Raw genomic sequence first — 7,591 nt, forward strand, 5'->3', positions numbered from 1 at the left:
ATATATAGACAAGAAAAAGTCTTTATTGATTAAATACAGAGTCTTTTTTTTTTAAAATTTAAAAAATAACTATTATTGTTATTAGAATTACAGAAACACCCTTAAATCTAAGTGAATGATATCAAAATTGCGTTACGGACTTACAATTACTTTTCTCTGGCTAAATAGCTATGGATATGCTCAAAAATATAGTTGGGAGAAAACCACAATAATTGAAAAAAATAATCTATCGGAATTTTACATCAATGAAGAAAAGGTTGAGATTTTTGAATTGGATTTAGATGCTTTTAAAAAGCAAATAGCCAATGCTCCCTTAAGAAACTTTAACAATAAAAAGGCAGGTAGACTGATACAAATTCCTGGTTATAACGGTAACCCAGAAAATTTTTATGTTTATGAGGTTTCGGTATTTTCTGAGTCACTTTCTGCTAAATATCCAAATATAAAATCATATATAGGTTTTAGTTCAGATAATTCAGGTGCTCAATTAAGAATGAGTGTTTCTCCAAATGGTATTCAAACAATGATTACTTATTTAGACAAACCCACAGTTTTTTTGCAACCTTTAAGTCATGGTAATAAAAATTATGTGCTTTATGATAAAAACTCTAAAACTAAATATGAAGATCCATTTGAATGTAATACCATAGAAGATATTAACAAAAGTTTTGATAACTCTATAACTAATAGAGATGCTAATGATCAAATTTTAAGGTCTTTTAGAATAGCTGTCTCTACAAATGGAGAATATACTACTTACCACGGAGGCACTGTTGAAGGGGCATTAGCTGCAATTAATGCAACATTAACTAGATTAAATGCTGTATTTGAAACCGATATGGCTGTAACTTTTGTTCTTGTAGATGCCCCAGAATTAATTTTTACTGACGCTAGTTCAGACCCATATTCAACTAATTTAAATGATTGGAATTTACAATTACAAAACACATTGACTACTACTATCGGTAACGCTGCGTATGATATTGGACATATGTTTGGAGCTACTGGTGGAGGTGGTAATGCTGGTTGTATTGGTTGTGTTTGTATAGATGATAGTGCATCAACTAATGATATTAATAAAGGAGGTGGTATTACTTCTCCATCAAATGGTATACCTGAAGGCGACACCTTTGATCTTGATTTTGTAGCCCATGAAATTGGGCACCAAATGGGTGCAAATCATACTTGGGCCTTTGATACAGAAGGAACCGGTGTGAACTCGGAACCTGGCAGTGGAACAACTATAATGGCTTATGCAGGTATTACTGGTGCCAATAACGTACAACAAAATGGTGATGATTATTTTCATTACCATAGTATAAATCAAATACTTAATAATTTAGATACGAAGAGCTGTGCCACTGTAACACCCATAACTAATAACCCTCCTGTAGCTAGTGCTGGTAATGATTTTACTATCCCTACAGGAACAGCTTATATTTTAAAAGGTTCTGCAACAGATCCTAATGGAGGAGATACCTTATCTTATTGTTGGGAGCAAATAGACAGTGGGCAAGTAACTAATACTAGTTTTGGGCCTACATTAACTAGTGGATCTATGAACAGATCATTGCCCCCTTCTAGTACTTCAGATAGATATATTCCAAAATTAGATCGGGTTATTACTGGACAACTTACACAAACAAACCCAACTATAAATAGTGCATGGGAAACTGTATCTATAGTCGGAAGAACTTTAAATTGGGCTTTAACTGTGAGAGACCGAGAACCAACTGCTGTGGGACTGAATGGTCAAAGTAGTTTTGATTTAATGCAAATAACTGTTGATGCTAATTCTGGTCCATTTATAGTAACATCTCAATCTTCAAATGTAACTTGGGACGTTGGATCCAATCAAACAGTTACTTGGGATGTAGCAGGAACAGATTCAGGACAAGTAAATACTCCAAATGTTAATATTAAACTATCAATAGATGGCGGACTTACATATCCTTTTAATTTAGCTTCTAATGTTCCAAATAATGGTTCTGCAGACATAATTGTTCCTGATACTGGAATAGACTCAAATACTGCAAGAGTTATGGTTGAAGGAAATAATAATATTTTTTACGCTATAAATTCTATTAATTTCAATATTCAGAAATCCGAATTTGCTATAGCAATTTCTAATAATTTAATAGATGTTTGTTCCCCTTCCGATGCTTTATATAATTTTACATACAATACCTTTTTAGGCTTTACTGGTACTACAACCTTTTCAACACTAGGTTTGCCTTCAGGTGCCGTTGCTACTTTTAATCCCACAAGTGCCTCAGCTAACGGAACTCTAGTAACTTTAATAATTTCTGGAACATCTACTGTTGGAGTTGGTAATTATATTTTTGATGTAGTTGGTACTTCTGGATCTATTGTTAAAGACTCAAATGCATCTCTAAATATTTTTAGTAATTCATTTAACTCAACAACACTTTCATCTCCTTCTAACGGGGCAATAAATATTCCAGTATCTACTAATTTAAGTTGGGATAATGATTCTAATGCTCAAGCATTTGATATTGAAATCGCTTCTGATGCTGGTTTTACTAATATCGTTGAAAGTGCCACAGTGTCATCAAATTTATTTACTACAAATTTACTGGCAAGTAACACAAATTATTTCTGGCGAGTAAAACCTAAAAACTTATGTGGTGATGGTATATTCTCCTCAATCTTTAGTTTTACAACTCAAAACATAAGTTGCCAATCGTTTAATTCAAACAACACGCCCACTAATATACCTGATAATAATGCTACAGGTATAACTTCGATTATTAATATTGCTACAAGTGAAACAGTTCTTATTACCGATGTGAATCTTACTTTAAATGTAACACATCCTTGGATTGGTGATTTAACAGTTTCATTAACTAGTCCAAATGGAACAGAAATCACTCTTATAAGTTCAAGAACTGATGATGGCAACAATTATAGCAATACTACTTTTGATGATGATGCTTCTAGTTTGATTAATACTGGATCAGCACCTTTTACAGGCTCTTTTAGACCAGAACAACCTTTATCAATATTTAATTCGGAATTTTCAAATGGTAATTGGTTATTAAAAATTGTTGATAGTGGTCCTGCTGATATTGGAACTTTAGATAACTGGAGCATAGAAATATGTGGCAGCCCTCCTTCTGATTCTGATGCTGATGGGGTTTTTGATAACATAGATAATTGTAACTCTATTTCAAATGCAGATCAAGCAGATTTTGATAATGATGGTATCGGTGATGTTTGTGATGATGATATTGATAACGATGGTATTTTGAATGTAAACGACACCTGTAATGATACACCACTAGGTGATACTGTAGATGTAAACGGTTGCTCGGTATTCTCATTACCTTCTAATAATTTTAATTTACAAATAAGTAGTGAAACTTGTCGTAATAGTAATAATGGAAGTATTAGTATTTCTGCTATTGAAACCTTTAATTATGTAGCTCAATTAACTGGTAATGGCGTTAATATTTCTAATAACTTTACTTCGTCAACAGTATTTTCTGGAATAGAGGCCGGTAATTATACCATTTGTATAACAGTTAGTGGAGAAGCTGATTATTCTCTATGTTATAATGTTACAATTACTGAACCTGATGATCTTTCTGTAATCTCGAAAATTGATACATTAACTGGGAAAGTTCAATTAGGGCTTTCAGGAAGTAATTCTTACACCATCAATTTAAATGGATCTATTATCAAAACATCTGATAGTAATATAATCTTAGATTTAGTAACAGGTATTAATAAACTTCAAATTAATACAGATAAAGAATGTCAAGGTTTATATAGTGAAACCATTAATAATGTTTCTAAAACTATTTTAACCCCAAATCCTATTGGAGAGGAACTTTTAAATATTTATGTAAATAATAATATTGAACAAATTCGAGTTTATGTGTATTCAAGCATTGGAAAATTATTGTTCACTAAAAACATGACTACCATAAATGGAAAATCTAATTTAAACCTTTCTAATTTATCTTCTGGCATCTATATCATAAATGTTAATACTGGTGAATCTCAATCAAATCACAAAATAATTAAGAAATAAGATGAAAAAAAGCCTATTATATTTCAGTTTTATCGCGCTTATATTAGCTTTCAATTGTTCAAAAGACGAACCAGATCCAATTCCTACTTCAGCTACCTTACTATTTCCTGATAACAATCAGGAATGTAATGAAGGAACAAGTGTTAATCCTACTCAAACTTCAATTACTTTTAGATGGAACGCTTCTACTAACACAAACTCGTATGATTTATTTTTAAAAAACTTAAACACACAAACTACTGTTATTACTAACTCCACAACAAATTCTTTAAGTATAATTATCAATAAAGGCACCCCATATTCTTGGTATGTAGTTTCAAAATCTGAAACTTTTCCTCAAACTGCTGAAAGCGAAATATGGAAATTTTATAATGCTGGAGATGCCATTGAATCTCATCCACCGTTCCCTGCTGATTTAATTTCACCTCTATCCAGTGATAATATAATTGGGATAACCACACAAACCTTAACTTGGCAGGGTAGCGATGTAGATAATGATATTGTTAATTATGATGTATATTTTGGAACTACTCCGAATCCTTCAACATTACTAAGAAATACAACTATAACTAACACAGATGTAACAGTTGCTGCAGGAAATACATATTATTGGAGAGTTATAACGATTGACAGTGAGGGTAATTCATCAGAATCAGAAATTTTTCAATTTAGAGTGAATTAATCTACAATCTAAATTTAACAAATATTTAAAAAGAGAAGGATGTCCCTTCTCTTTTTTATTTCCCATTAAAGCTATTCATTGTAATATTTATTCCAGCTAAAGCAAAAGACTTTATCAAATCAACTGATTTTACTAGTCGATCTTTCATTTTTACATTTTCTTCTTCAGTCCATTCCCCCAAAACATAATCAATTTGACTGCCTTTACTAAAAGCGTCACTAATACCAAACCTAAATCGGTTATAATTGGTCGTACTCAATTTATCCTGTATATCTTTTAATCCATTGTGGCCACCATCGCTACCTTTTGTTTTTAATCTAATACTTCCAAAAGGCAAGTTTAAATCGTCTGTAATAATAAGTAAATTTTCTAAAGGAATATTTTCCTTATTTAACCAATATAAAACGGCTTTACCACTTAAATTCATGTAGGTATTTGGCTTTAATAAAATAAAAGTTCGTCCTTTTAATTTATATGTTGAGATATCTCCTAATTTTTGAGTTTCAAAAGTTAATCCCTCTTCATTAGCTAAAAAATCTAAAACTTTAAACCCAATATTATGACGTGTGTTGTGGTATTTTTCTCCAATATTTCCTAAACCAACAATTAAATACTTTTTCATTAAATCGTTTTGTTTTTGATTTTTCTTACTAAATAAGTTGATTAAAAATTGATACATAAACTTCTATGTTTTTGTAAAAATAAAAAAGCATCCTGAATAATACAGAATGCTTTTTAATATTTAATTAAGAATACTCTCTATTCTTGAGCTGCTGGTGCTTCAGTTGTTTGTGCTTCTGTACCTTCAGCTGTTTCTTCATCTTCGTCATCAATATCTACTGATGTTCTAGAACGTCTTACTAAACAAACAACAGTATTATCTGGATGCATAAATTTATAAGCATCATTTTCTAAAGTTGTTATGTAAAGTTTACTACCAATTTTAAGAGGTGTAATATCTGCTTCAATAAAATCTGGCAAGTTAGCCGGTAAAGCTTTAACACGTAAACTACGTCTGTTTTTACGTAAAACACCACCATTTTTTACACCACGAGAATTTCCAATAAAAACAACTGGAATATCCATAGTAATTTCTTTGTCTTCATATAACTGATAAAAATCTACATGTAAAATTTTGTCTGTTACAGGGTGAAATTGAATGTCTTGTAAAATAGCATTGTATTTATCACCATTATCTAGTGCAATCACAACTGTGTGCGCATTTGGTGTGTATACAAGATGAGAGAATGCTAATTCTTCTGCATTGAAATGAACTGGCTTATCTCCTCCGTATAATACGCAAGGAACCTGACCAGCATTACGTAAGGCTTTTGTTGCTTTTTTGCCCACGCTTTCTCTTTGAGATCCTTTGATTGTAATTGATTTCATTTTCTATTTATATATAATTATTAATATTCTCTTTTATGAGTGATTTACATCACAAACTTTGAACTAATTGATTGATTATTATGGACTTTATCCATAACCTCTGCAAATAAATCAGCACAACTTAAAACTCTAATTTTATCACTTAATGGCTTTATTGGAATAGAGTCTGTTACTATAAGTTCTTCTAATTTAGAATTATTTAAGTTTTCGTATGCCTTTCCAGATAGTATAGGGTGGGTACAAATAGCTCTAACACTTAACGCTCCACGTTCCATCATTAAATCGGCTGCTTTTGTTAGGGTGCCAGCTGTATCAACCATATCATCTACTAACACAACATTTTTACCTGTAACATCTCCAATAAGTTCCATGTGAGAAATAATATTAGCTTTAGCACGTTGCTTGTAACAAATTACTACATCACTTTCTAAAGCTTTAGAGTATGCATAGGCTCTCTTAGACCCCCCCATATCTGGTGATGCTATGGTTAGATTATCTAAGTTTAAGCTTTTTAAATATGGCAAAAAGATGGTTGAAGCGAACAAATGATCTACTGGTTTTTCAAAAAATCCTTGAATTTGATCAGCATGTAAATCCATGGTAATAATACGAGTAGCACCTGCTGCTTCCAGCATTTTAGCAACTAATTTTGCTGCAATAGGTACTCTTGGTTTATCTTTTCTATCTTGTCTAGCCCAACCAAAATAAGGCAAAACAGCTGTAATGTGTCTGGCAGATGCACGTTTAGCAGCATCTATCATTAACAACATTTCCATTAAGTTTTCTGGACCAGGATTTGTAGAACCAATTATAAAAATTCTTGTCCCACGGATAGATTCTTCGTAAGAAGGTTGAAACTCCCCATCGCTATAAGTTGAAGTAATTACATTACCCAATTCTGCACCAAAAGACTTTGCTATTTTTTCACCAAGAATTTTACTTTGTGTACATGCAAAAATTTTAGCTTCTGTGATTACAATTGGCATACTTAACTTATTGTTTTTGAGTGTGCAAGCACGATGTTATTTTTAACGAGGTGCAAATTTATACAATTATTTTAACCTGAAAAGTATATTGCCTAGTATTTTTATGAATAATCTAGAAAAAATATATATTTTTGCTATCCAAAATTAGCTCAAGTGGCGGAATTGGTAGACGCGCCGGATTCAAAATCCGGTTCTTCGGAGTGTGGGTTCGATTCCCACCTTGAGTACTTTTTATGTATCAAATGAATTCAAAAAACCTGTAAATATCTGATTTACAGGTTTTTGCATTTTATATGGTATCAAATGAAACCATTTGATATCATATAAAAAGGGGCTAATTCGGTGTCACTTGAAAATAAAAAAAATGGGTCACCAGATTAACATAATTTATAACGTAAATTATTGAACTGCAATGTGTTAAAAAATAAAATTTTTATATTTTTTTTTTTAAATTCAAACAAAATAATAATAAAAAAA

Annotated in this window: 5 protein-coding genes and 1 tRNA gene; 3 read left to right on the plus strand and 3 right to left on the minus strand. The window is 31.5% G+C overall.

From position 1 onward, the window contains the following. The first annotated feature begins 115 nt into the window (after nt 1–115). Together AC1XJX_RS03695 and AC1XJX_RS03700 are read left to right on the plus strand one after the other, a co-directional pair. Complete coding sequence (locus tag AC1XJX_RS03695; RefSeq protein ID WP_482002613.1) at nt 116–4,057, plus strand: reprolysin-like metallopeptidase; 3,942 nt, start codon at nt 116–118, stop codon at nt 4,055–4,057. Nucleotide 4,058: 1 nt separating this feature from the next. Continuing rightward, nucleotides 4,059–4,739: a hypothetical protein gene (locus tag AC1XJX_RS03700; RefSeq protein WP_482002614.1), complete on the plus strand. Its 681-nt coding sequence runs from the start codon at nt 4,059–4,061 to the stop codon at nt 4,737–4,739. 55 nt (nt 4,740–4,794) lie between these two features. Here AC1XJX_RS03700 and pth read toward each other — a convergent pair whose 3' ends face one another. The 3 genes from pth to AC1XJX_RS03715 form a co-directional block, all read right to left on the minus strand. Further along, entirely contained in the window at nt 4,795–5,361 is a 567-nt protein-coding gene (gene pth / locus AC1XJX_RS03705; protein ID WP_482002615.1) for an aminoacyl-tRNA hydrolase, read from the minus strand. Nucleotides 5,362–5,498: 137 nt separating this feature from the next. Continuing rightward, complete coding sequence (locus AC1XJX_RS03710; RefSeq protein WP_482002616.1) at nt 5,499–6,128, minus strand: 50S ribosomal protein L25/general stress protein Ctc; 630 nt, start codon at nt 6,126–6,128, stop codon at nt 5,499–5,501. A gap of 44 nt (nt 6,129–6,172) precedes the next feature. After that, complete coding sequence (locus AC1XJX_RS03715; protein ID WP_482002617.1) at nt 6,173–7,114, minus strand: ribose-phosphate pyrophosphokinase; 942 nt, start codon at nt 7,112–7,114, stop codon at nt 6,173–6,175. 147 nt (nt 7,115–7,261) lie between these two features. Here AC1XJX_RS03715 and AC1XJX_RS03720 point away from each other — a divergent pair. Then, nucleotides 7,262–7,341 (plus strand) — tRNA-Leu (locus AC1XJX_RS03720). The last annotated feature ends 250 nt before the right edge of the window (nt 7,342–7,591 follow it).

This window comes from Flaviramulus sp., from assembly GCF_982512915.1.

Coding starts and splice junctions, on each gene's coding strand:
- AC1XJX_RS03710 (WP_482002616.1), bottom strand. CDS start 6,128: ATGAAATCAATTACAATCAAAGGATCTCAAAGAGAAAGCGTGGGCAAA.
- AC1XJX_RS03695 (WP_482002613.1), top strand. CDS start 116: ATGATATCAAAATTGCGTTACGGACTTACAATTACTTTTCTCTGGCTA.
- AC1XJX_RS03715 (WP_482002617.1), bottom strand. CDS start 7,114: ATGCCAATTGTAATCACAGAAGCTAAAATTTTTGCATGTACACAAAGT.
- pth (WP_482002615.1), bottom strand. CDS start 5,361: ATGAAAAAGTATTTAATTGTTGGTTTAGGAAATATTGGAGAAAAATAC.
- AC1XJX_RS03700 (WP_482002614.1), top strand. CDS start 4,059: ATGAAAAAAAGCCTATTATATTTCAGTTTTATCGCGCTTATATTAGCT.